We start from the raw sequence: 21080 nt of genomic DNA, 5'->3' as shown, positions 1-21080 counted from the left end.
CCCGCACGATTAATTCGTGCCGGTGGTGCCCGTGCCGCCAGTGCCGCTCGTGCCACCCGTACCGCTGCCGCCGCCGCTGTTTCCGCCGTTGCCGCTCCCAATGGCAGCTGCCAGCCCGACGCTCGCGGCGACGCCGCCGGCTTGATTGGCCGTGATGCGGCCGAACGAGGAATTGGCTGCACCGGTCGCACTGGCCGGCTGCGGACCCGGCGTTTGAACGGGGGGCGGATTCTGGGGCGGATTTTGAGCCAGCGCAGAAGAAATACCCACGGTGGCAATAAAAGCTGCTGAAACCAATGGCTTAATTTTCATGGCGGACATCCTCGTATTTAGCAATTGACAATGGATCAAGATTAGCAGCTAGCGAAGTGTGCCGCAACTAAGTTAGCCTTTTTTACAACCGGTGCGCGTGCAATTCCTTGTGTCGAAATGTCTTTTAAATCGAAATTAATTCATTGTTCTTAATTGACCTTTGGAGAGAGGCCGAGGGCGCATTCGCACACGCCCCGGCCGGCGCCGTTGAATATGCGCGCAACAGCCAGCTACAATCGCCGGTTGACCCTGCTCCAGCGAAGAAGACTTAGAGGATCCCCATGAGTGACATGACCTCCGGCTCCGCCCGGATCGACACAAGCAAGCGGACGTGGTTGATCGCATCCAGCTGTGCCGGCGTAGCGGGAGGCGTGGCCACCGCGATTCCCTTCGTGAGTACGTTCCAGCCTTCCGAGAAGGCCAAAGCCGCAGGCGCCGCGGTCGAAGTGGACATCGGCGGCCTCAAGGTCGGCGAGAAGATCACCGTCGAATGGCGCGGCAAGCCGGTATGGATCCTCAAGCGCACGCCTGAGCAGGTCGCCGAACTGGCCAAGCTCGATGGTCAGCTGGCCGATCCGCTTTCCAAGCGGCACCCGGATGAATTCACCCCCAAGTACGCGCAGAACGGACATCGTTCGATCAAGCCCGACGTGCTGGTGGTGGTGGGCATCTGCACCCATCTCGGCTGCTCTCCGATCGACCGCTTCCAGGCCGGGCCGCAGCCTTCGCTGCCCAACGACTGGGAAGGCGGCTTCCTGTGCCCTTGCCACGGTTCCACGTTCGACCTGGCCGGCCGCGTCTTCAAGAACAAGCCCGCGCCCGACAACCTGCCTGTGCCCCCGCACATGTACCTGTCGGAAACCAAGCTCCTGATCGGCGAAGACTCCAAGAAGGCCTGAGGCAGAAGAAGAACATGGCTGAATTCCACGAAATTTCCCCCAACGCGCCCGCGGGCGAAAAGCTTCTCAACTGGGTCGACAACCGCTTCCCGCTGACCAAGCTCTGGAACGACCAGTGGGGCAAGTACTACGCGCCGAAGAACTTCAACTTCTGGTACATCTTCGGCTCGCTCGCGATGCTGGTCCTCGTGATCCAGATCGTGACCGGCATCTTCCTCGTGATGCACTACAAGCCCGATGCGAACCAGGCGTTCGCTTCGGTCGAGTACATCATGCGCGACGTGCCTTGGGGCTGGCTCATCCGCTACATCCACTCGACGGGCGCCTCTGCGTTCTTCATCGTGGTGTACCTGCACATGTTCCGCGGCCTCATGTACGGCAGCTACCGGAAGCCCCGCGAGCTGATCTGGGTCTTCGGCTGCGCGATCTTCCTGTGCCTGATGGCCGAGGCTTTCATGGGCTACCTGCTGCCCTGGGGCCAGATGAGCTACTGGGGCGCCCAGGTGATCGTGAACCTGTTCGCCGCCATTCCGTTCGTCGGTCCTGACCTGGCGCTTCTGATTCGCGGCGACTACGTGGTGAGCGATGCCACGCTCAACCGCTTCTTCAGCTTCCACGTCATTGCCGTGCCGCTCGTATTGCTCGGCCTCGTGGTGGCTCACCTGATCGCGCTGCACGAAGTGGGTTCCAACAACCCCGACGGCATCGAGATCAAGGCCAACCGCGGTCCCGACGGCCATCCGCTCGACGGCATTCCGTCGCACCCGTACTACACGGTGCACGACATCTTTGGCGTGGTGGTATTCCTCACGATCTTCTCGGCCGTGATCTTCTTCGCGCCGGAAGCGGGTGGGTACTTCCTCGAATACAACAACTTCATTCCGGCCGATTCGCTCAAGACGCCGAACCACATCGCGCCGGTCTGGTACTTCACGCCGTTCTATTCGATGCTGCGTGCAACCACCGACGACATGGTGAACGTGTTCGCGCTGATCATCGCGCTGGCCGCGGTGTTCAACTTCGTCAAGGGCAGGTCGAGCACGGCACTGAAGATCGCGCTCGTCGTGGTCGCGGCGGTCGCCATCTTCCTGCTCAAGGCCTTCGACGCCAAGTTCTGGGGCGTGCTGGTGATGGGCGGCTCGGTCATCATCCTGTTCTTCCTGCCGTGGCTGGACAAGAGCGAAGTCAAGTCGATCCGCTATCGCCCGAGCTGGCATAAGTATGTCTACGGCGTCTTCGTGTTCTTCTTCCTGATCCTGGGCTACCTGGGCATCCAGGCGCCTGGCGTCTGGGGCAACCTGGTCATCGGTTCGTTCGTGCTGGACATCGCGCAGACCATCTCGCAGATCGGCACGCTGTTCTACTTCGGTTTCTTCCTGCTCATGCCCTGGTGGAGCAGCAAGGGCGAGTTCAAGACCGTGCCCGACCGCGTGACCTTCGCCGCCCATTGAAAAGCCCAAGAGAGCTTGAGAGAAACACGATGAAGAAAAGCATTTCCGGCTGGCTCGCGCTCGTGAGCCTGGCATTGGGCCTGACCTTCTCCGCAGCCGCATCGGCCGAATCCGGCGGCCTTGCCTGGGACAAGGCGCCCAACAAGACCACCGACGTGGCCTCGCTGCAGAACGGCGCCAAGCTGTTCGTCAACTACTGCCTGAACTGCCATTCGGCGGCCTTCATGCGCTACAACCGCCTGCAGGACATCGGCATCACCGAGCAGCAGATCAAGGACAACCTTCTGTTCGCGACCGACAAGGTCGGCGAGACCATGAAGGCCAACATCGACGCGCGCCAGGCCAAGGATTGGTTCGGCACGACGCCGCCCGACCTGACGCTGGTGGCACGTTCACGCGCCGGCCACGGCGGCACCGGTGCCGATTACCTGTACACCTACCTTCGCACCTACTACCGCGACGACACCAAGGCCACCGGCTGGAACAACCTCGTGTTCCCGAGCGTCGCCATGCCCAATCCCCTGTGGGAACTGCAAGGCGAGCGCCGCCCGGTCTACACCAAGGTCGAGCAGCACGGTCACGCCACCGAAGTGTTCAAGGGATGGGAGCAAGTCACTCCCGGCACCATGACGCCGCTGCAGTTCGACAGCGCGGTCGGCGATCTGGTGAGCTACCTGCAATGGATGGCCGAACCGGCGCAGAACACGCGCATTCGCATCGGCGTGTGGGTGCTGCTGTTCCTGCTCGTGTCGTTGGTTTTCGTGTGGCGGCTGAACGCCTCGTACTGGAAAGACGTCAAGTAGTTCCGTCCACCTCGACCGGGCGCTGCGCGCACCCGGTCCCACAGAGTGGGTTGCCAACGCGACCCACTCTTTTTGATTTTTAGGAGTCTCTCGCCATGATGGTCTTGTATTCAGGAACGACCTGTCCCTTTTCCCACCGCTGCCGCTTCGTGTTGTTCGAGAAGGGCATGGACTTCGAAATTCGCGACGTCGACCTCTACAACAAGCCCGAAGACATCGGCGTGATGAACCCGTACGGCCAAGTGCCGATCCTGGTCGAGCGCGACCTGATCCTGTACGAGTCGAACATCATCAACGAGTACATCGACGAGCGCTTCCCGCATCCGCAGCTGATGCCCGGCGACCCGGTCGACCGCGCGCGCGTGCGCCTGTTCCTGCTCAACTTCGAGAAGGAATTGTTCGTGCACGTGGCCACGCTGGAGAACCGCACCGCCAAGGGCAATGAGAAGGCGCTCGAAAAGGCCCGCGCGCACATCCGCGACCGCCTGACGCAGCTTGCCCCCGTGTTCCTCAAGAACAAGTACATGCTGGGCGACAATTTCTCGATGCTCGACGTGGCCATTGCGCCGCTGCTCTGGCGCCTCGACTACTACGGCATCGACCTCAGCAAGAATGCGGCGCCGCTCCTGAAGTACGCCGAGCGCATCTTCTCGCGCCCCGCGTACATCGAAGCGCTCACCCCGTCCGAAAAGGTCATGCGCAAGTAACTTTGCGCCCAACCGTTCTCTGCTGCTTTCATGATCAACGCGCTCGAGTCGTCCTCCACCCGCCCGTACCTCATTCGGGCGCTGTACGAATGGTGCACCGACAACGGGTTTACGCCCTATGTAGCGGTGCAGGTGGACGACACCGTCCAGGTGCCGCGCGAGTACGTGAAAAATGGCGAGATCGTGCTGAACATCAGCTTCGATGCCACCAGTTCGCTCAAGCTCGGCAATGACTTCATCGAGTTCAAGGCCCGCTTTGCGGGCAGTGCGCGCGAAATCGTCGTGCCCGTGGGCCGGGTGATTGCGATCTACGCCCGCGAGAACGGGCAAGGCATGGCTTTTCCCGCTCCCGTACCCGCAGGCAGCAATGCCGATGGGAATGGTGCTGCATCATCGCCCCAGGGGCCGGCCCGCATGCCGCTGCGCGATGCGTCGCGCGGCAATGAGGGCGATGCCGGCAAGATCGTGCACCTTGTGCCGGACGACGCGGCCGACGGCGGCAACGACCACGTCGGCTCGCCCGTCGACCCCGACGATGAGCCGCCGCGCCCGCCGGCCGGTGGCGGCAGCCGCCCGTCCCTCAAGCGCGTGAAGTAACAGAAGAAGAACAGCAGGCTGGATCTGGGCGGGTGGCTTTCGCCGCACCGCTAAAATCCAAAAAAAAATTCGTGCCGCTTTAGCTCAGTTGGTAGAGCACCCGCCTTGTAAGCGGAAGGTCGTCAGTTCGATTCCGACAAGCGGCACCACCATCTCCCCACAGGGGATCAGCAACGTCCCTTCTTGGCCTGTCCGGGTGGGCAGTGGCCTCCACCGCCGCCACCGTGGCCTTCGCGCTCCGCGTGATGCGGTTGTTGTTCCGCGCGCCGCCAGTTGCCTTCCATCCATCGCCAGCCACCGTCGGCCTGAACCCAGCGGCCCGGCGCGTACGCGTAGTCAGGACGTGCCGCCTGCCAGAAGCCCGCATGCCAGACGTAGGCGCGTTCATTCCATTGCCAGCGGCCGGGCACCCACACCTGGCCTGCGCGCGGTCCTGGCATCGGCTCGTAGCGCGGCGCCGGAGGCGCCACCTGGATCAAGCCAGGCACATTGATATTGACCGAAACCTGTGCCGCGGCGGGCAGGGCAGACGCGGCCAGCGCGACGACTGCGAGGAGAGTGGAGACTTTCATTGAAACCCTTGAAGTTGAGAACACGCATGCACAACGCAGCCCGGCGCAAAGTGTAATCAGAACATTCCTTAGGGCCCCGGGCCGCTGAACCGTGGTACGCAAGCGCGCGGCCATTCCTTCAGGTGCTAGAGTCCAAGCCAACGCAGTACGCCGATGCGCAGACTACGCTTCCTCACCCACCGCCACCGCGCCCCCTCCACCAACCGGGTGCTCGGCCTTCTGCTGGCTTTCAATGCCGGCGCGGTGAACGCGGGGGGCTTCCTGGTGCTGCACATGTACACCTCGCACATGACGGGCTTCGCTTCGCAGTTTGCGGACGGCCTGGTGCTCGGCAACACGAAGCTGCTCTTGAACGCGCTGGGCGCCATCCTTGCGTTCCTGTTGGGCGCGGCCGTGTGCGCGATCCTGGTGAACTGGGGTCGCCAGCATCGCTTGCGCAGTGTCTATGCGGTGCCGCTGCTTCTCGAGGCGGTGCTCATGTTTCCGTTCGGCCTGATGGGCGCCATCACCCTGACCTGGTCAACGCCGTTTGCCGTGCCGCTCACCGTGCTGCTGCTCTCCTTCATCATGGGCCTGCAGAACGCCGTTGGCTCCAAGACCTCCGGCGGCAGCGTGCGCACCACCCACATGACGGGCAACATCACCGACGTGGGCATGGAGTTGGGCAAGCTGATCTATTGGAACGGGCATGCCACGCCGGCACACGCCATGGTTCGCCATGATCGCCGCAGGATTCGAATGGCGGGCGGGCTGATCGGCATGTTCGTGCTGGGCGGTATCGTCGGCGCGCTCGGCTTCAGCTATCTGGGCTTCGTCTTCGTGGTGCCGCTCGCGGCCTTGCTGTTGGCCGTCTCGGTGCCGCCGCTCACGCGCGACATACCGCGCTCCCGGACGCTGCAGAAGCTTCTTGCCGCCATCGGCGTGAAGTCGCCCGGCCGGCAGCGGCCCGCGGGCGCCGATTCATCGCCCGAACGCTGACCGGCCCGTGAGGAGAGCCGCTACGTGCTGTCGCGCGCGGCTTCAGATCGCACCCACGCTGCCCGTGATCGGCAGCACGATTCCCGTGATGTAGCTGGCGCAGCTTGGCGCGGCGAGAAAGACGTAGGCCGGAGACAGCTCCTCGGGTTGCGCCGGCCGCTGCAGGTCGGTCTTCTTGCCGAAGTCCTTCACCTTTTCGGGCGGGCTGTCCGCCGGGTTCAACGGCGTCCACACGGGCCCGGGCGCCACCGCGTTCACGCGAATGCCCTTGGGCAGCAGGTTGCTGGCCAGCGACTTGGTGAACGCATGAATGGCGCCCTTGGTGGTCGAGTAGTCGAGCAGGTGCGCGCTTCCTTCCAGGCCGGTGACCGAGCCGGTGTTGATGATCGACGCGCCCTGGCCCAGATGCGGCACTGCGGCGCGCGCCATCTGGAAGTAGCCGAAGACGTTGGTCTTGAGGGTGAGGTCGAATCGCTCGTCGGTGATGTCCTCGATCGAGGCCGCATGCAACTGGAACGCCGCGTTGTTCACGAGGATGTCGAGCTTGCCGAAGGCTTGGAGCGTCTTGTCGATGGCGTCGCGGCAGAACGCAGGTTCGCACACATCGCCCTTGATCATGATGCAGCGCGCGCCTTCGTCCTCGACGTGGCGCCGTGTTTCCTCGGCATCCTCGTCTTCTTCCAGATAGACGATGGCGACGTCGGCGCCTTCACGGGCGTAGAGCACCGCCACGGCGCGGCCGATGCCTGAATCGCCGCCCGTCACCAGCGCCGCCATGCCCTCCAGCTTGCCGCTGCCCTTGTAATCCGGCGCCTCGAAGCGGGGGCGCAGTGCCATTTCCGCTTCCAAACCCGGCTTGCTCAAATGCTGCGCCGGCATCGGATTGACCGGCTGGGACCGCGGCCCTGCTTGCGCCGGCTGGCTGGATTTCTTGGCGGCCGGCTTTGCGTTGTCCTTCGCGTCCTGCTCGCGCTGGACTGCCCGTTGCCTGGAGGCTGTGTGGGCAGTTCCTCCCCGGGATTTGGCTGACTTCGCGGGGCTTGCGGTGGTCGATTTCATGGTGCTTGGGCTCCTCATGTGAACGTCCACCGTAAAACTCTGGTGCCTCGCCTGCGTAGGAATGCAGCCCGAAAGCGCGCCCGCCGTGTCGCGCGATTTCCGCTTCGCTTGCAAAGAGTAACGACGCACGCCTACGCCCCGGTCCTGGCGCCTTGCGCATCTTCATGGCTTCCCGACACTGGAGGACGGGCGATGCAGCCTGAAAAGGAAACGAAGGAAGCCGGCAAACGCAAAGGCAACGGCAACGGCAGCAATGGAAATGGCAAGGCAAACCGCCCGCGCCGCAAGCATCCTTCGCTGCAGGCATTGACGCACCGGAACATCGAGTCGATTCTGGAGCTGGAAGAAGAAAACCGGCGCGCCAAGCCGATGCTCTACAGGCTGGTGTCCCGCATCTCGCGTTTTTGCGGCACGGTGGCCTTCCTCTGGTGGAACCTGGGATTTTTTGCCGTCTGGATCCTGCTCAACCAGTTTGTGTGGCACATCGATCCTTACCCCTTCACCTTTCTGCTTTTCCTGGTCTCCATCGAGGCGATCGTGCTGGCGATCATGATCCTGATCAGCCAGAACATGTCAGCCGAAGAGAGCGAACGCCGGCACCACCTGGACCTGCAGATCAACCTGCTGAACGAGCGTGAGATGACCGCGTTGTTGCGCCTCGCCACCCGCATGGCGGAAAAGATGGAAGTGCCGCAGGAGTCGCACAGCGAGGTCAGGGCGCTGGCCGAGCGCACCGACCCCGGCAAGGTGCTGCATCAGATCGTGGAGGCCGAGGCCTCGCACGAGGAGCGCCGTTGAGGAGCGCGGCCGCTAGGGCAGCTCTGCGCCTTCGACCAGGAAGCGCACGCGCCGCACACCCTGCCATTCGTCGGCATCGAGCCTGAAGGCCAGCTTCACGCGCGCGGGCAGCGGATCGGTATGGCCGAACCAGATGCCGTCCACCGGCTGCCCCTGGTGCCTCAGCTTGAGCGCAAGGTGCTTCTCGCCCACCAGGCGCTGCGACACCACCTCCACTTCCTCGCTGAAGGTGGGCGGCGCGAAGCCCTGGCCCCACACCTCGCGGTGCAGCGTGTCGACGAGGTCGATGCGCATGTACTCGCGCGCCAGCGGCCCGTCGGTGTCGAGCCGGCGTGTCAGCGTGGCCGCGTCGAGCCATTCATGCGCCACCTCGGCCAGCGCCTGCTCGAACACCTCGAACTTCTCGCGCGCCACGGTGCAGCCGGCCGCCATTGCATGGCCGCCAAAGCGCAGCAGCACGCCCGGATAGCGCTTGGCCACCAGGTCGAGCGCATCGCGCAAGTGAAAGCCCGGGATCGAGCGGCCGGAGCCCTTGAGCTCGTGCGCCTTGCCCACTGCGCCGCTTGCAGCGAACACGAAGGCCGGACGGTGGAAGCGGTCCTTGAGGCGCGAAGCCACGATGCCAACCACGCCCTCGTGAAAGTCGGCATCGAACACGCTGATGGCCGCGGGAGGCGACTCGCCGCCGTCCGCGGTGGGGCCGAACAGCGACTCGGCCAGCAGCAGCGCCTGATCGCGCATGCCGCCCTCGATGTCGCGGCGCTCGCGGTTGATGCCGTCGAGCATGCGCGCGAGCTCGTCGGCGCGGCCCGCGTCGTCGGTCAAGAGGCACTCGATGCCCAACGTCATGTCGGCCAGGCGGCCGGCCGCATTGATGCGGGGCCCCAGTGCAAAGCCGAAGTCGAAGGTGGTGGCCACCGCGGCATTGCGTCCGGCCGCCTTGAACAGCGCCGCAATGCCTGCGGGCAGCGCGCCCGCACGAATGCGCCGGAGGCCCTGCGCCACCAGGCGGCGGTTGTTGGCGTCGAGCTTCACCACGTCGGCCACCGTGCCGAGCGCCACCAGCGGAAGCAGCACGTCCAGCTTGGGTTGCGTGGCCGCGGTAAAGACGCCGCGCGCGCGCAGTTCGGATCTCAGTGCCAGCAGCACGTAGAACATCACACCCACGCCGGCGATGCTCTTGCTCTCGAAGCCGCAGCCGGGCTGGTTGGGATTCACCAGCACGTCAGCGGCCGGCAGTTCGGGGCCGGGCAGGTGATGGTCGGTCACCAGCACCTGCAGGCCGCGCGCCTTGGCGGCAGCCACGCCATCGACGCTGGCAATGCCGTTGTCGACGGTGATCAGCATGTCGGCGCCGCTGTCGGCGACGCGCTCGGCAATGGGCGGCGTGAGGCCGTAGCCATCGACCACGCGGTCGGGCACCAGGTAGCTCACGTTCTTTGCGCCGAGCAGGCGCAGGCCTCGCACCGCGACAGCACAGGCGGTGGCGCCGTCGCAGTCGTAGTCGGCGACGATGCAAAGGCGCTTGTCCTGCGCCATCGCGTCGGCCAGCAGCACCGCCGCCTCGCGCGCGCCATGCAGCGTGTCAGGCGGCAGCAGCCGCGCCAGGCCGTCGTCGAGTTCGTCCTTGGCAAGTACGCCGCGCGCCGCGAAGAGGCGGGCCAGCAAAGGATGCACGCCGGCCTGCTCCAGCGCCCAGACCGTTCGCGGCGGAATTTCCCTGGCGATGATCTTCATAGGGCCTCGAGCACGCTGGCGGCACGCGGCCGGTCGAACAGGCTCCGGGCCCAGCCTACCAGTCCGCGCTGCTGCACCGCATAGCACTGCGCCGCGCGGTCGCCGCACAGCGTGAGCGTGATGTCGGCGCCGGCCGTGTAGTCGGCCAGCAGGCTGGCAATGGCGCTCGCATCGAGCGCCTGCCACGCTTCGGCCCAGCCGGCGCCATCGTCGCGCAAAGCGGCCACGCGCAGCGCATCGCTCACGGTCGGCGGCGCCGTGTCGGCCGGGGGAATGTCCGCCGGAAGCGCGCCGGTGCCGCTGAGCCAGAAAGAATTGATCGGCGGCACGCCGCGGGCGGCGCGGTCATCGTTCACCCGCTGGGTATAGAGCAGCATCTGCATTTCGTTCTGGAGGCGGCGCAGCGGCCGTGCCGCTTCGGCCAGAGGCGACCACTGCGAAATGGGATGGCCCACCGCGCGGTCGATGGACGCCGTGGCCAGTCCGTTGAAGATGGGTGCGCGCGCCAACCATCGGCCGGGCGTCGCGGAGGGGTGCAGGGCAATGCCGTCTTCCTCGAAGAAAGGATGCGCGGCGGCCAGCAGCGCGGCCGATTCGGCGGCATCGATTTCGATCGCGGACGGGTCGCCCAGCACCACGTCGTCGATGCCCACCTGCCAGTTGCACAGCGAGACCAGGCCCCAGCCTTCTTGATCGCCCGCTTCGGCGATGCCGGCCTGCCTGGCTTCCAGCGCGGCCCACGGAATGCAGCCGTCGGCCGCCGAGATGCCCAGCGCCTTGGCGAGCGCCCGTTCATGGGGCGGTGAGCGCGTGCTTTCGTCCTGCGTGTCGGTCTCCGCCAGTGAGAGGCGGGAGAGCAGGGCCTCGAGGTTGGGCAGCCGGAGGGAGGGCCATGTCGCGCGGCATGCCGGGGAACCGCGGCCGGCAAAGGGAATCAACAGATGACGGGGGAGAGGTTCGGCCATTTCCCTATTGTCCGGGATGCTAGGATGAAAAGCCCCTCGCAGCGCCTTTGGCGCATCTCTTCATTGGGGGGCGTACTTGGCAGCCCGGCAAAGCCGGATCCGCGGGTGCACCTGGCTGAGCTCACACTGAAAATATGCGACTTCCTTACGAACTGCAGCTCGGCTGGCGCTATACCCGCGCAGGCCGCGCGACGCGGCGCAACGGCTTCATCTCCTTCATCTCCGGCGTATCGATGCTCGGCATCGCATTGGGGGTGGCGGCGCTGATCATCGTGCTCAGCGTAATGAACGGCTTCCAGAAAGAGGTGCGCGATCGCATGCTCGGCGTGGTGTCGCACATCGAGATTCTTTCGCGCGACGGCCAGGCACTGCCCGACATCGACGCCATCACGGCGGCCGCGCGCAAGAACCCCGAGGTGATCGGCGCCGCGCCCTTCATCGCCACGCAGGCGCTCATTGCGCGCGGCGAAGACATGAAGGGCACGCTGGTGCGCGGCATCGTGCCCAAGCTCGAACCCGAGGTGACCGACATCGACTCCACGGCGCAGAAGGGCACGCTCGACAAGCTGGTGCCGGGCCAGTTCGGCATCGTGCTCGGCGGCGAGCTGGCGCGTTCGCTGTTCGTGCAGCCGGGCGACCAGGTCACGCTGGTGGCGCCGGGCGGGCAGGTCACGCCTGCGGGCGTGGTGCCGCGGCTCAAGCAGTTCACCGTAGTAGGCACCTTCGATTCGGGCCACTATGAGTATGACTCGGCACTGGCCATGATTCACGAGGAAGATGCGCAGCGCGTGTTCCGGCTCGACGGGCCCACCGGCATCCGCATCAAGCTCAAGGACCTGAACGAGGCGCGCGATGTGGCCGACCAGATGGCCGTCACGCTGCCTGGCCAGTTCCTCATTCGCGATTGGACGCGCCAGAACAAGACCTGGTTTGCGGCAGTGCAGGTCGAGAAGCGAATGATGTTCATCATCCTCACGCTCATCGTGGCGGTGGCGGCCTTCAACCTGGTGTCCACGCTCGTGATGACCGTGACCGACAAGCGCGCCGACATCGCCATCCTGCGCACGCTGGGCAGTTCGCCGCGCAGCATCATGGGCATTTTCGTGGTGCAGGGCGCGATGGTCGGCGTGATTGGCACCGTGGCCGGGCTGCTGCTGGGGCTGGGCATTGCCTACAACATCGACGTGATCGTGCCGGCGCTCGAGCGGCTCTTCCATGCCAGCTTTTTGCCGAAGGACATCTACCTGATCAGCAAGATGCCAAGCGATCCGCAGCGAAGCGACATCATGCCGATTGCCATCATTTCCCTTGTGCTGGCTTTCCTGGCCACGCTGTATCCGAGCTGGCGCGCCAGCCGCGTCAATCCCGCCGAGGCGCTGCGCTATGAGTGATGTCGTTCTCAAGGCCCGCGGCCTCACCAAGCGCTTCCATGAAGGGCGCATCGACCTCACCGTGCTGCACGGCGTCGACCTGGATGTGCGCGCCGGCGAAACGCTGGCTATCGTCGGTGCCTCGGGCTCCGGCAAGAGCACGCTGCTGCACTTGATGGGCGGGCTCGACGGCCCCACCGCAGGCCGGGTCGAGCTGCTCGGCAAGGACATCGCGCATGCCGACGCGGCCGAGCAGGGGCGGCTTCGCAACGAGCACCTGGGTTTCGTTTACCAGTTTCATCACCTGCTGCCCGAGTTCAGCGCGCTCGACAACGTGGCGATGCCCCTCAAGATCCGGCGCATGGCACCCGCGCAGGCGGCGGCTGCTGCCACCAAGATCCTGGAAAGCGTGGGCCTGGGCGAGCGCCTGCACCACCGGCCGGCCGAACTCTCGGGCGGCGAGCGCCAGCGCGTGGCCATTGCGCGTGCGCTGGTCACGCAGCCGGCTTGCGTGCTGGCCGACGAGCCCACGGGCAACCTAGACCGCAACACGGCCGACACCGTGTTTGCGCTGATGATCGAACTCGCGCACAAGCACCGCACGGCCTTCGTGATGGTCACGCACGATCAGGAGCTTGCCAAGCGCTGCGATCGCGTGCTGCAGCTGGTGGCAGGGCGGCTCGCCGGCTGAGTTGCAGCTGCCGCTTGCCACGGCCCCCGCAATGTCGCGAAACTGTACGTCCGATCGGCAAGATGCCGTTCAATCAGAGGAGCGCTTCTTCACATGCAAACAGACGACGACACCCCACCCGCGGCCACGGCCGAGCCGCGCAATTCCTACCTGGAAGAAAAAGCCTTCAAGTCGCGCACGCTGCTGATCTTCGGCAGCATCACCGACGCAGTGGCCGCCGACGTGACGCGCCGACTCATCGCGCTGGACGCCGACAGCCCCGAAAAACCCATCGACATCCTCGTGAGCTCGCCCGGCGGCCACCTGGAGTCGGGCGATGCCATCCACGACATCGTGCGTTTCATCAGCGCACCGGTGAACATGATCGGTACCGGCTGGGTCGGCAGCGCCGCCACGCACCTGTACCTGTCGGTGCCCCGCGAGCGGCGCGTGTGCCTGCCCAACACGCGCTTCTTGATTCACCAGCCCAGCGGCGGCGCGGGCGGGCAGGCGACCGACATCGCGATCCAGGCGCAGGAGATCATCAAGGCGCGGCATCGCATCGCGCATGAGATCGCGCGCGAGACCGGCAAGCCGATCGACGTGGTGCTGGCCGACATCGAGCGCGACCGCTGGCTCTCGGCGGCGGAGGCGGTCGAATACGGGTTGGTCTCGCGCATCATCCAGCGCAAGACCGAGCTGCTGTAGTTACTTGGGCTTGTAGGCCACCACGTCGATCTCGACCTTGGCGTCGACCATCAGCCGCGCTTCGGTGGTCGAGCGCGCTGGCTTGTTTTCACCGAAGTAGCTCATGTAGATGCGGTTGAAGGCACCAAAGTCGCGTGCATCTTGCAGCCAGACGGTGCTCTTGCAGACGTCGTCGAGCGTGGCGCCGGCCAGCGCGAGCACCTTTTTCAGGTTTTCCATCACTTGGCGCGTCTGCGCCTCGATGCCGCCCACCACGATCTCGCCTTCGGCATTGGCAGGCACCTGGCCCGACACGTAGATGAAATCGCCGGCGCGCACGGCCGGGGAGAAAGGACGTGCCTGGCGGTCAGAGGCGACGGGCGGGGCGCCGAGGTATTCGAGCGGCATGAGAGGACTCCTGAAGTGAGGACAAGGAAGAAGAGAGGGATCGCAAGTATCGGCCCAATCTGAAAATCTATTTCAGAATAGCCCTCAACCAAGGGTTTACACGGATGATTTGGCATGGATAGTGCTTCAAAGTGCAGGCCGAAGAGAAAATTTCTTTCACAAACTGCCTGCCCCACGAAGGAGTCCCCATGTCCCACGCCGGTCTTGTCCAGCGCCTGCCGAAGCTGTCGAAGCGCAGCCTGCTGGGCGCTTCCCTGCTCGCGATACTGTGTGCCGCGCTGCCTCACCAGCAAGCGCATGCCCAGGGGGCGCGCAACTTCGCCACGCTGGCCATGGTTGCCGAACCGCAGACGCTCGATCCGATGGCCTCCACGGCCGACCTGGTCGGAACCATCATGCAGCACGTATACGAGACGCTCTACACCTTCGACGCCAAGTGGAACGTGGTGCCGATGCTGGCCGAGACGATGCCCAAGATCTCTACCGACGGCAAGAGCTACGCCATCACCCTGCGCAAGGGCGTGATGCTGCACAACGGCCGCGAACTCAATGCCGACGACGTGGTGGCCAGCCTGCAGCGCTGGATGGACCAGTCGCCGCGCGGCAAGGCCGTGGGCAAGGAGATCGAGAGCCTCAAGGCCAAGGGCCCGCTGGGCGTGGAGATCGTGCTGAAGGCGCCGTATGCGCCGCTGCTTTCTCAGCTGGCGCTGCCCAGCGGCATGGCGGCCATCATGGCGAAGGACTCGATCGCTTCGCCGCTCAAGGATTTCGTCGGCACCGGCCCCTACAAGTTCAAGGAGCGCCGCCCCGACCAGTTCGTGCTGCTCACGCGCTTCGACAAGTACGCGGCGCGCAAGGAGCCGGCAAGCGGCTACGGCGGCAAGCGCGAAGCCGCCATCGAAGAGCTGCGCTTCGTGCCGGTGCCCAATGCCAGCACGCGCGTCGAAGGCGCCTTGGCCGGCCAGTACGACTTTGCCGACCTGCTGCCGGTCGAGGCCCTGCCGCGCCTTGAAAAGTCCGGCGGCAAGACCGTGCCGATCATGACGCCGTCGTTCGGTTTTCCGTATCTCGTGCTCAACACCAAGGAAGGCGTGGCTGCCAACCAGGCCCTGCGCCAGGCGATCCAGTCGGCGCTCGGCGAAGGCGAGATGCTCGCGGCCGGCTTCGGCGACACACGCTTCTTCGTGGCCGAAGGCAACCACTTCCCCAAAGGCTCGCCGTTCTATTCGACCGCCGGCACCACGCTCTACAACGAGCGCAACGCTGCCAAGGCCAAGGAGGCCGCGGCCAAGGCGGGCTACAAGGGCGAGCCGATCCGCGTGCTCACCAGCCGCCAGTACGACTTTCACTACAACATGTCGCTGCTGATGGCCGAGCAGCTGAAGCGCGCGGGCTTCAAGGTCGACCTGAACGTGGTCGACTGGGCCACGCTGGTGCAGCGCCGCAACGACCCGAAGCTGTGGGACATCTACGTGACCCACTCCGGCCAGTTCCCCGAGCCGATGCTCTCGCCGCCCCAACTCGGCGACGGCGCGCCCGGCTGGTGGGATTCGCCCGCCAAGAAGTCGGCGCTGCAGGCCTTCAATGTCGAGAGCGACCCGGCCAAGCGCGGCGCGCTGTGGGGCAAGGTGCAGCAGGTGGTCTATGAAGAAGTGCCGTACATCAACGTCGGCAAGTTCAACGGCCTCTCGGCCAAGAGCCCGGCGCTGGACAACTACCAGCCCGCGACGTGGCCGTTCTTCTGGAACGCAAGAATCAAGTAGGCCCCCGGGTCGCCACGGAGCCAACCACTCATGTTTCGCTATCTCACTTCGCGCGCCGCCGGCATGCTCGTCGTGCTCGCCATCGTGGCGGTGCTCGTTTTCGTGCTCACGCGCGCGGCCTCGGGCGATCCGGTCTCGGTGCTGCTGGGCGACCAGGCCACCGCGGTCGACATCGCCCGAGTGCAGAAAGAGTACGGCCTGGATAAGCCGCTGCCGGTGCAGTTTGGCTACTGGCTGCGCGAAGTTCTGCAGGGCAACCTCGGCACCTCCATCTTCCTGCAGCGGCCGGTGACGCAAGCGCTGTGGGAACGCGCCGAACCGACCACGCTGCTCGCGCTGATGGCCGTGGCCATCGCGGCGTTGATCGGCGTGCCCTGCGGCATCGTCTCGGCCGTGTTCCGCGGTCGCCTGGTCGACCAGCTCTTCACCGGCATCGCGATGCTCGGCGCCAGCATTCCGAGCTTCTGGCTCGGCATCGTGCTGATCCAGATTTTTGCGGTGTCGTTCGGGTGGTTTCCGGTGTCGGGCTACGGTGCGCCCGATGCGCCGTTCGCCGAGCGGCTGCATGCGCTGGTGCTGCCGGCCACGGTGCTGGGCTTGCTGAACTCGGCGCTCATCATCCGCTTCACGCGGGCTTCGATGCTCGACGTGCTGGGCGAAGACTATGTGCGCACCGCGCGCTCCAAGGGCCTGAGCGAAAGCACGGTGGTGCTCAAGCACGCGCTGCGCAACGCGCTGGTGCCGATCGTCACGGTGATCGGCCTCACGGTCGCGCTGATGATTGGCGGCGCCGTCATCACCGAGACCGTGTTCGGCCTGCCAGGCGTGGGCAACCTGGTCGTGAGCGCGGTGCTGCGGCGCGACTATCCGGTGATCCAGGGCGCGCTGCTCGTGATCGCGGCGATCTACGTGCTGATCAATTTCTCGATCGACCTGTTGTACGCCGTCGTCGATCCGCGCGTGAAGGTCTGAGAGAACACCATGCAAATGCCCCGAATGCTCCGCCAGCTGATGCACCGTCGCATCGTGATGGTCTCCGCGCTGGTGCTGCTGGTGATTGCGGTGCTCGCCATCGGCGCGCCGCTGTTCGCCTCCATCGACCCCAACGACACGGCCGTGCTGCAACGCCTGAAAGGGCCGAGTGCCGAGCACCTGCTGGGCACTGACGAACTCGGCCGCGATATGTACTCGCGCATCGTGCACGGCGCGCGTTACTCGCTCGCCATTGCCGCGCTCACCGCGCTGGGTTCGGTGATCGCCGGCACGGTGCTGGGCCTCATGGCCGGCTTCTTCCGCCGGCTCGACACGCCGCTGATGCGCGTGGTCGACGCGATGATGTCCTTCCCCGACATCCTGCTGGCCATTGCGCTCGTCGCCATCCTGGGGCCTTCGCTCATCAACACCGTGCTTGCACTGGTGCTGGTGTACACGCCGCGCGTGGCGCGCGTGGTGCGGGCCTCGACGCTGGTGGTGCGCGAGCTGCTGTTCGTGGAGGCTGTTCGCGCCCTGGGCGTGCGCACCTCGCGCATCCTGTGGCGGCACATATTGCCGAACCTGATGTCGCCCATCCTCGTGCAGGTGTCGTTCATCTTCGCCTACGCCATCCTGGCCGAGGCGGGGCTCTCGTTCCTCGGCGTCGGCGTGCCGCCTGAAATTCCAACGTGGGGCACCATGGTCGCGGGCAGCCAGCAGTATGCGCACCAGGCCTTCTGGGTGGTGCTGTTCCCGGGGCTCGCGATCATCTTCACCGCGCTGTCGCTGCAGCTGCTGGGCGACGGCGTGCGCGACCTGCTCGACCCCAAGCTGAAGAAGACGCTGTGATGACGAACGCTATGAACACACCGCGTCTCCAGGTCAGCAACCTGAGCACCAGCTTCCCCACCGAAGACGGCCTGATCCGTTCGGTGGCCGACGTGAGCTTTTCGATCCAGCCCGGCAAGACCACGGCGCTGGTCGGCGAATCGGGCTCGGGCAAATCGGTGACCAGCCTCACGCTGATGCGCCTGTTGCCCAAGACCGCGAATGCGCAAGTCAGCGGCTCGGCTTCCTTCGTGACGCGCGAAGGCAAGACGCTCGACCTGCTGCAGATCGGCGAGCGCGAGATGCGCAGTCTGCGCGGCAACCAGCTGTCGATGATCTTCCAGGAGCCGATGACCAGCCTGAACCCGGTCTTCACCATCGGCGAACAGATTGCCGAGAGCGTGCGGCTGCACAAGGGCCTCGACCGCAAGGCGGCCATGGCCCATGCGCTGCGCATGCTGGAGCTGGTCGAGATTCCGGCCGCGGCGCAGCGCATTCACGAGTACCCGCACCAGCTTTCGGGCGGCATGCGCCAGCGCGTGATGATTGCGCTGGCCATGGCCTGCGACCCGACGCTGCTGATTGCCGACGAGCCCACCACCGCGCTCGACGTGACCATCCAGGCGCAGATCCTCGAGCTCATGCGCCGGCTGCAGGCCGAGACCGGCATGAGCATCCTGTTCATCACCCACAACCTCGGCGTGGTCGCGCACCATGCGGATGACGTGGTGGTGCTCTATGCAGGCCGCGTGGTCGAGAGCGCGCCCGTGCGGCCGCTGTTCGCGCAGCCCGAGCATCCGTACACGCAGGGCCTCTTGGCGTGCCTGCCGGGCAAGGCGCGCCTGCCGGGGCAGCCCAAGCCGAAGCGCCTGTTCGCGATTCGCGGCCAGGTGTCGAGCCCGCTCGCGCCGCCGCCGGGTTGTGCTTTCGAGCCGCGCTGCGACCATGCGCTGCCGGGTTGCAAGGAGGCGATTCCGCCGCTCATCGACATCCGTCAGGACCGCCAGGCGCGATGCATCCGCGTGCAGCCGGACGCAACCCTCGCAAAAGCCGCATGACCCGCGCACTGTTGTCCCCGTCTTGCTCCCTCCCCTTCCGGGGGAGGGCGGGGGTGGGGGCACTCGGCCGTTCCGTTGTTGTGACGGTCTCCACCGCCCAGAGCCCCCACCCCAACCCTCCCCCGGAAGGGGAGGGAGAAAGCCCACGATGACCACCGCCGCTCCCCTCATCGAAGTCCGCGGACTCAAGAAGTACTTCGGCAGCAGCGACCGCCCGGTGCGCGCGGTCGACGATGTGTCGTTCGCCATCCAACCCGGCGAAACGCTGGGCCTCGTCGGCGAATCGGGTTCCGGCAAGAGCACCATCGGCCGCACCGTGCTGCGCCTTGTCGAGCGCACCGCCGGCCAGGTGCTCTACCGGGGCGACGACATCGGCGCGCTCTCGGGCGAGCGCATGCGCAAGCTGCGCAGCAAGCTGCAGATCATTTTCCAGGACCCGTATGCGAGCCTGAACCCGAAGATGCGCATCAGCGCCATTCTCGGCGAAGCGCTCTCCACGCATGGCCTGCACAAGGGTGCCGTGGCGCGAGACAAACGCATTGCCGAGCTGCTGGAAACCGTGGGCCTGCGTGCCGAGCATGCGAGCCGCTTTCCGCACGAGTTCTCGGGCGGGCAGCGCCAGCGCATCGGCGTGGCGCGCGCGCTCGCAGTCGAGCCCGAGTTCATCGTGGCCGACGAGCCGTTGTCGGCACTCGACGTGTCGATCCAATCGCAGGTCATCAACCTCTTGGCCGACTTGCGCGAGCGGCTGGGCCTCACCATGCTCTTCATCTCGCATGACCTCGACGTGGTCGAGTACCTGTGCGACCGCGTGGTGGTGCTGTATCTTGGCAAGGTGATGGAAGTGGCCGAGACCGACGAGCTGTTCGCGCGGCCTTCGCATCCATACACCCAGGCGCTGTTGGCCGCGAGCCCGAAGCCGGACCCCACGCTTGCCACCGAGCGCATTGCGCTCAAGGGCGACATTCCAAGCCCGATCTCGCCGCCATCGGGCTGCGTGTTCCGCACCCGCTGCCCGCACGCCATCGAGGCTTGCGCGCAGACCGTGCCGCCGCTCGACGAGATTTCTCCCGGACACTACAGCGCCTGCATTCGAAAAGAGCTGCTCTCCAACATTGCCGCATGACCATGACCGACACCACCGCTGCTGCCCCCGCCGACCAGGATTTCAACGACCCGCTGCTGGGCAGCAACTTCAAGGGCTACCCGCGCACACAGCCGCCGCGCCGTCGCAGCGAGGTCGGCGCCGCGGGCTGGAACGTGTTGGCCGGTGACCTGCCGCTGCCGCTGGCCGTGCTCAAGCGCGAGGCGCTGGAGCACAACCTGGCGTGGATGCAATCGCGCGTGCGCGAGTGGGGCATTGACCTCGCGCCGCACGGCAAGACCACCATGTCGCCGCAGCTCTTCCAGCGCCAACTCGATGCCGGCGCCTGGGGCCTGACCTTCGCCACGGTGACGCAGCTCGCTGTGGGCGTCGCGGCCGGTGCGCGCCGCACGCTCATCGCCAACCAGGTCGTCAGCGACGAAGACTTGGCCGGCATACAGCTGCTGTTGCAGGCGCACGCCGACCTTCGCGTGGTGTTCCTGGTCGATTCGCTCGCGCAGCTCGCGCTGATCGAAGACTGGTCGAAGCGCCATTCCGAGAGCGTGCCCTTCGAGGTGATGCTCGAGATCGGCGTCGAGGGCGCACGCACCGGCTGCCGTACGCATGACGAGGCCGTGGCGCTTGCCACGCGCCTGCGCGCCAGCGATGCGGTCAAGCTGGTGGGCATCGAAACCTATGAAGGGCAGGGCGCCACAGGTTCCAGCGAAGCCGACACCAACTACGCCAACACGCTGATGGACCGCGTGGAAGCCATTGCTCGCCATTGCGACACGCAGCAGCTGTTCGAGACCGATGAGGTGCTGGTCTCGGCCGGCGGCTCGGCCATCTTCGATCTCGTGGCCGGCCGCCTGAAGCCCGCGCTCAATTCGCCGGTGCGCGGCCTGCTGCGCTCGGGCTGCTATGTCACGCACGACCATGGCTTCTACAAGCGCATGGTGAGCGCGGTGGACGAACGACTGGGCTGCGATTGCGGCGAGAGCCTGCGCCCTGCGATGGAAGTGTGGGCCACGGTGCAGTCGCGGCCCGAACCGGGCCTCGCCATCCTGGCCGTCGGCAAGCGCGACATCTCCTTCGACCTCTCGATGCCGGTGCCGATCGCGCGCGCGGCGCGCGGCATGCTTGAAGCAGAGGCTGTGCCCGCCGGCTGGAAGATCACCGCGCTCAACGACCAGCACGCCTACCTCCGCTGGGATGCGTCCGAAGAAGCGCAGGCTCCGGTGGTCGGCGACCGCGTCGGCCTCGGCATTTCGCACCCTTGCACCACCTTCGACAAATGGCACTGGATGCCGGTGGTCGAAGAGAACTACCGCGTGAGCGACGCCGTCGCCATGCATTTTTGAA

Annotated in this window: 22 protein-coding genes and 1 tRNA gene; 17 read left to right on the top strand and 6 right to left on the bottom strand. The window is 65.6% G+C overall.

The window, feature by feature from the left end; genetic code table 11:
* Window positions 1-9 precede the first annotated feature (9 nt).
* Window positions 10-321: a hypothetical protein gene (locus tag J2X92_RS12660; RefSeq protein ID WP_307576139.1), complete on the bottom strand. Its 312-nt coding sequence runs from the start codon at window positions 319-321 to the stop codon at window positions 10-12.
* 272 nt (window positions 322-593) lie between these two features.
* Between J2X92_RS12660 and petA the strand changes: the two genes are divergently transcribed.
* From petA to J2X92_RS12630, 6 genes are all read left to right on the top strand, one after another.
* Window positions 594-1211: a ubiquinol-cytochrome c reductase iron-sulfur subunit gene (petA, locus tag J2X92_RS12655; protein ID WP_307576137.1), complete on the top strand. Its 618-nt coding sequence runs from the start codon at window positions 594-596 to the stop codon at window positions 1209-1211.
* Between the two features lie 14 nt (window positions 1212-1225).
* Complete coding sequence (locus J2X92_RS12650) at window positions 1226-2662, top strand: cytochrome b (protein WP_307576135.1); 1437 nt, start codon at window positions 1226-1228, stop codon at window positions 2660-2662.
* A gap of 29 nt (window positions 2663-2691) precedes the next feature.
* Window positions 2692-3465 (top strand): cytochrome c1, encoded by a 774-nt coding sequence (locus J2X92_RS12645; protein ID WP_307576133.1) that lies wholly within the window; start codon window positions 2692-2694, stop codon window positions 3463-3465.
* Between the two features lie 95 nt (window positions 3466-3560).
* Window positions 3561-4172 (top strand): glutathione S-transferase N-terminal domain-containing protein, encoded by a 612-nt coding sequence (locus tag J2X92_RS12640; RefSeq protein WP_028260168.1) that lies wholly within the window; start codon window positions 3561-3563, stop codon window positions 4170-4172.
* Between the two features lie 30 nt (window positions 4173-4202).
* The gene (locus J2X92_RS12635) at window positions 4203-4769 is read left to right on the top strand and encodes a ClpXP protease specificity-enhancing factor (protein ID WP_307576130.1); all 567 of its coding nucleotides are present in this window, start codon (window positions 4203-4205) and stop codon (window positions 4767-4769) included.
* Between the two features lie 73 nt (window positions 4770-4842).
* Window positions 4843-4918, top strand: a tRNA-Thr gene (locus J2X92_RS12630).
* 18 nt (window positions 4919-4936) lie between these two features.
* Here the strand turns inward: J2X92_RS12630 and J2X92_RS12625 are convergent.
* Window positions 4937-5341: a hypothetical protein gene (locus tag J2X92_RS12625; protein WP_307576128.1), complete on the bottom strand. Its 405-nt coding sequence runs from the start codon at window positions 5339-5341 to the stop codon at window positions 4937-4939.
* 153 nt (window positions 5342-5494) lie between these two features.
* Here J2X92_RS12625 and J2X92_RS12620 point away from each other — a divergent pair, with 153 nt between their 5' ends.
* Entirely contained in the window at window positions 5495-6319 is an 825-nt protein-coding gene (locus J2X92_RS12620; RefSeq protein WP_307576127.1) for a YoaK family protein, read from the top strand.
* 42 nt (window positions 6320-6361) lie between these two features.
* Here J2X92_RS12620 and J2X92_RS12615 read toward each other — a convergent pair whose 3' ends face one another.
* On the bottom strand, window positions 6362-7378 hold the full coding sequence (locus J2X92_RS12615; protein WP_307576124.1) for an SDR family oxidoreductase: 1017 nt from the start codon (window positions 7376-7378) through the stop codon (window positions 6362-6364).
* A 192-nt stretch (window positions 7379-7570) separates the two neighbouring features.
* On the opposite strand from J2X92_RS12615, the gene J2X92_RS12610 reads away from it, so the two are divergent.
* Window positions 7571-8176, top strand: a complete 606-nt coding sequence (locus tag J2X92_RS12610) for a DUF1003 domain-containing protein (protein ID WP_307576123.1) — start codon at window positions 7571-7573, stop codon at window positions 8174-8176.
* 12 nt (window positions 8177-8188) lie between these two features.
* Here J2X92_RS12610 and recJ read toward each other — a convergent pair whose 3' ends face one another.
* The gene (gene recJ / locus J2X92_RS12605; RefSeq protein WP_307576120.1) at window positions 8189-9913 is read right to left on the bottom strand and encodes a single-stranded-DNA-specific exonuclease RecJ; all 1725 of its coding nucleotides are present in this window, start codon (window positions 9911-9913) and stop codon (window positions 8189-8191) included.
* Entirely contained in the window at window positions 9910-10878 is a 969-nt protein-coding gene (locus tag J2X92_RS12600) for a hypothetical protein (protein WP_307576118.1), read from the bottom strand. The genes recJ and J2X92_RS12600 overlap by 4 nt, the downstream gene beginning before the upstream one ends.
* Before the next feature lie 134 nt (window positions 10879-11012).
* Here J2X92_RS12600 and J2X92_RS12595 point away from each other — a divergent pair, with 134 nt between their 5' ends.
* The 3 genes from J2X92_RS12595 to J2X92_RS12585 all read left to right on the top strand — a co-directional run bounded on the left by J2X92_RS12595 (window position 11013) and on the right by J2X92_RS12585 (window position 13626).
* On the top strand, window positions 11013-12269 hold the full coding sequence (locus J2X92_RS12595; protein WP_307576116.1) for a lipoprotein-releasing ABC transporter permease subunit: 1257 nt from the start codon (window positions 11013-11015) through the stop codon (window positions 12267-12269).
* Window positions 12262-12939, top strand: coding sequence for a lipoprotein-releasing ABC transporter ATP-binding protein LolD (gene lolD / locus J2X92_RS12590; protein WP_307576114.1), 678 nt, complete (start codon window positions 12262-12264; stop codon window positions 12937-12939). The genes J2X92_RS12595 and lolD overlap by 8 nt, the downstream gene beginning before the upstream one ends.
* Window positions 12940-13032: 93 nt before the next feature.
* Complete coding sequence (locus J2X92_RS12585) at window positions 13033-13626, top strand: ATP-dependent Clp protease proteolytic subunit (protein WP_055804361.1); 594 nt, start codon at window positions 13033-13035, stop codon at window positions 13624-13626.
* Here the strand turns inward: J2X92_RS12585 and J2X92_RS12580 are convergent, their stop codons facing one another.
* Window positions 13627-14013 carry a RidA family protein gene (locus tag J2X92_RS12580; RefSeq protein ID WP_055803740.1) on the bottom strand — a complete coding sequence of 129 codons (387 nt, stop codon included), beginning with the start codon at window positions 14011-14013 and terminating at the stop codon, window positions 13627-13629.
* A gap of 188 nt (window positions 14014-14201) precedes the next feature.
* Between J2X92_RS12580 and J2X92_RS12575 the strand changes: the two genes are divergently transcribed.
* From J2X92_RS12575 to J2X92_RS12550, 6 genes are all read left to right on the top strand, one after another.
* A complete protein-coding gene (locus tag J2X92_RS12575) occupies window positions 14202-15776 on the top strand; it encodes an ABC transporter substrate-binding protein (RefSeq protein ID WP_307576111.1) in 1575 nt (524 codons plus the stop codon).
* Between the two features lie 30 nt (window positions 15777-15806).
* The gene (locus J2X92_RS12570) at window positions 15807-16748 is read left to right on the top strand and encodes an ABC transporter permease (RefSeq protein WP_307576109.1); all 942 of its coding nucleotides are present in this window, start codon (window positions 15807-15809) and stop codon (window positions 16746-16748) included.
* Between the two features lie 9 nt (window positions 16749-16757).
* The gene (locus J2X92_RS12565; protein ID WP_093020034.1) at window positions 16758-17597 is read left to right on the top strand and encodes an ABC transporter permease; all 840 of its coding nucleotides are present in this window, start codon (window positions 16758-16760) and stop codon (window positions 17595-17597) included.
* Window positions 17597-18634 (top strand): ABC transporter ATP-binding protein, encoded by a 1038-nt coding sequence (locus J2X92_RS12560; RefSeq protein ID WP_307576105.1) that lies wholly within the window; start codon window positions 17597-17599, stop codon window positions 18632-18634. Before J2X92_RS12565 ends, J2X92_RS12560 begins: the two co-directional genes overlap by 1 nt.
* A 148-nt stretch (window positions 18635-18782) precedes the next feature.
* Window positions 18783-19760, top strand: coding sequence for an ABC transporter ATP-binding protein (locus J2X92_RS12555; RefSeq protein ID WP_307576104.1), 978 nt, complete (start codon window positions 18783-18785; stop codon window positions 19758-19760).
* Complete coding sequence (locus tag J2X92_RS12550) at window positions 19757-21079, top strand: amino acid deaminase (protein ID WP_373424833.1); 1323 nt, start codon at window positions 19757-19759, stop codon at window positions 21077-21079. Before J2X92_RS12555 ends, J2X92_RS12550 begins: the two co-directional genes overlap by 4 nt.
* Window position 21080: the final 1 nt, after the last annotated feature.

The sequence above is a fragment of the Variovorax paradoxus genome (assembly GCF_030811855.1).
GTDB classification, from domain to species: Bacteria; Pseudomonadota; Gammaproteobacteria; order Burkholderiales; family Burkholderiaceae_C; genus Variovorax; species Variovorax paradoxus_L.
The sequence above is the reverse complement of the archived record's forward strand: the minus strand, read 5'-3'. Positions and strand labels throughout refer to the sequence as shown.

Bases quoted from the DNA above. Each gene is read 5' to 3' on its own strand.
- J2X92_RS12635 (WP_307576130.1), top strand. From the start codon at position 4,203: ATGATCAACGCGCTCGAGTCGTCCTCCACCCGCCCGTACCTCATTCGG.
- J2X92_RS12640 (WP_028260168.1), top strand. From the start codon at position 3,561: ATGATGGTCTTGTATTCAGGAACGACCTGTCCCTTTTCCCACCGCTGC.
- J2X92_RS12550 (WP_373424833.1), top strand. From the start codon at position 19,757: ATGACCATGACCGACACCACCGCTGCTGCCCCCGCCGACCAGGATTTC.
- J2X92_RS12600 (WP_307576118.1), bottom strand. From the start codon at position 10,878: ATGGCCGAACCTCTCCCCCGTCATCTGTTGATTCCCTTTGCCGGCCGC.
- petA (WP_307576137.1), top strand. From the start codon at position 594: ATGAGTGACATGACCTCCGGCTCCGCCCGGATCGACACAAGCAAGCGG.
- J2X92_RS12585 (WP_055804361.1), top strand. From the start codon at position 13,033: ATGCAAACAGACGACGACACCCCACCCGCGGCCACGGCCGAGCCGCGC.
- recJ (WP_307576120.1), bottom strand. From the start codon at position 9,913: ATGAAGATCATCGCCAGGGAAATTCCGCCGCGAACGGTCTGGGCGCTG.
- J2X92_RS12625 (WP_307576128.1), bottom strand. From the start codon at position 5,341: ATGAAAGTCTCCACTCTCCTCGCAGTCGTCGCGCTGGCCGCGTCTGCC.
- J2X92_RS12595 (WP_307576116.1), top strand. From the start codon at position 11,013: ATGCGACTTCCTTACGAACTGCAGCTCGGCTGGCGCTATACCCGCGCA.
- J2X92_RS12575 (WP_307576111.1), top strand. From the start codon at position 14,202: ATGTCCCACGCCGGTCTTGTCCAGCGCCTGCCGAAGCTGTCGAAGCGC.
- J2X92_RS12615 (WP_307576124.1), bottom strand. From the start codon at position 7,378: ATGAAATCGACCACCGCAAGCCCCGCGAAGTCAGCCAAATCCCGGGGA.
- J2X92_RS12580 (WP_055803740.1), bottom strand. From the start codon at position 14,013: ATGCCGCTCGAATACCTCGGCGCCCCGCCCGTCGCCTCTGACCGCCAG.
- J2X92_RS12645 (WP_307576133.1), top strand. From the start codon at position 2,692: ATGAAGAAAAGCATTTCCGGCTGGCTCGCGCTCGTGAGCCTGGCATTG.
- J2X92_RS12610 (WP_307576123.1), top strand. From the start codon at position 7,571: ATGCAGCCTGAAAAGGAAACGAAGGAAGCCGGCAAACGCAAAGGCAAC.
- J2X92_RS12555 (WP_307576104.1), top strand. From the start codon at position 18,783: ATGACCACCGCCGCTCCCCTCATCGAAGTCCGCGGACTCAAGAAGTAC.
- J2X92_RS12650 (WP_307576135.1), top strand. From the start codon at position 1,226: ATGGCTGAATTCCACGAAATTTCCCCCAACGCGCCCGCGGGCGAAAAG.
- J2X92_RS12570 (WP_307576109.1), top strand. From the start codon at position 15,807: ATGTTTCGCTATCTCACTTCGCGCGCCGCCGGCATGCTCGTCGTGCTC.
- J2X92_RS12565 (WP_093020034.1), top strand. From the start codon at position 16,758: ATGCAAATGCCCCGAATGCTCCGCCAGCTGATGCACCGTCGCATCGTG.
- lolD (WP_307576114.1), top strand. From the start codon at position 12,262: ATGAGTGATGTCGTTCTCAAGGCCCGCGGCCTCACCAAGCGCTTCCAT.
- J2X92_RS12620 (WP_307576127.1), top strand. From the start codon at position 5,495: ATGCGCAGACTACGCTTCCTCACCCACCGCCACCGCGCCCCCTCCACC.
- J2X92_RS12560 (WP_307576105.1), top strand. From the start codon at position 17,597: ATGACGAACGCTATGAACACACCGCGTCTCCAGGTCAGCAACCTGAGC.
- J2X92_RS12660 (WP_307576139.1), bottom strand. From the start codon at position 321: ATGTCCGCCATGAAAATTAAGCCATTGGTTTCAGCAGCTTTTATTGCC.